Here is a 1,205-nt window from a genome sequence, read left to right on the forward strand (position 1 = left end):
GCGGGCGGGCGGGCTTCACGCCGCATCCGGCACCGACCGGCCGTGACCGGGACCTTTTGCGTGAAGAGGGAGTTCTCCATGCGTGTTCTACTGTCGGTTATAGGGTCGCGCGGCGATGTCCAGCCGGTGGTGGCGCTGGCGGTACGGCTCAGGGCCCTCGGCGAGGAGGTCCGCGTGTGCGCGCCACCCGACTTCGGCCACTGGATCGAAGGCTTCGGCATCCCGTTCGCACCGCTGGGTCCAGAACTGCGCCCGACGGCCGGAGCCGACCCGGCGGCGCCCCCGCCCTCCCCCGAGCAGCGGCGCCGGATGGCGGAGGGCACGATCGCCGCCCAGTTCGCGACGCTGCCGGCCGCCGCCGAGGGCTGCGACGTCATCGTGGCGGGCGGCTACCTGGTACTGGCCGCCCGCTCGGTGGCCGAACGGATGGGGATCGGCTACGTCTTCGCCGGTTACTGCCCGATCGCGCTGCCCTCCCCGCACCATGCCCCGCCCCCGCTGCCGATGCGGCGGACCCGCCGACCGGCGGCACGGCGGACAACCGCACACTCTGGGACGAGGACGCCCGCCGCTGGAACGGCCTCTTCGGCGCCGCGCTGGACGCGGTACGGGCATCGGCCGGCCTGGCTCCGGTCGGCGACGTGCGAAGCCACCTGTTCACCGACCGGCCCTGGCTGGCCGCCGACCCGGTCTTGGGACCCTGGCCCGAGCCCGGGGATCCGGCCGTGGTCCAGACGGGCGCCTGGCTCCTGCCGGACGAGCGGCCGCTCCCCGCGGAACTGGAGGCGTTCCTCGACGCCGGCGAGCCACCCGTCTACTTCGGTTTCGGCAGCGTCCGCGCTCCGCGGGACCTCAGCCGGAACATGATCCAGGCGGCCCGCGCGGCCGGCCGCCGCGCGATCCTGCTGCGCGGATGGGCCGGCCTGGAACCTCCGGACGACGGGCCCGACTGCCTGGCCGTCGAGGAGGTCAACCAGCAGGCGCTCTTCCCGCGGGTCGCCGCCGCCGTGCACCACGGCGGCGCGGGCACCACCACCGCGGCCGCACGGGCCGGGACACCCCAGGTCGTCATCCCCCAGCAGTTCGACCAGCACTACTGGGCGCGGCGGATCGACGACCTCGGGATCGGGGCCGCGCACGCGCCCGGCGCGCCGACCGCCGCCTCGCTGGCCGAGGCGCTGGACCGCGCCCTGCGGCCGGAGACG

Annotated in this window: 1 protein-coding gene and 1 pseudogene; both read left to right on the forward strand. The window is 75.8% G+C overall.

The features are described from left to right. Positions 1-78: 78 nt before the first annotated feature. A pseudogene (locus ACWJ6R_RS36685) lies at positions 79-315 on the forward strand (glycosyltransferase); the annotation flags it as partial. A gap of 326 nt (positions 316-641) precedes the next feature. After that, a partial coding sequence (locus tag ACWJ6R_RS36690) for a glycosyltransferase (protein WP_449066601.1) occupies positions 642-1,205 on the forward strand: 564 nt, incomplete at its 3' end.

It is taken from the genome of Planomonospora algeriensis (assembly GCF_977012225.1).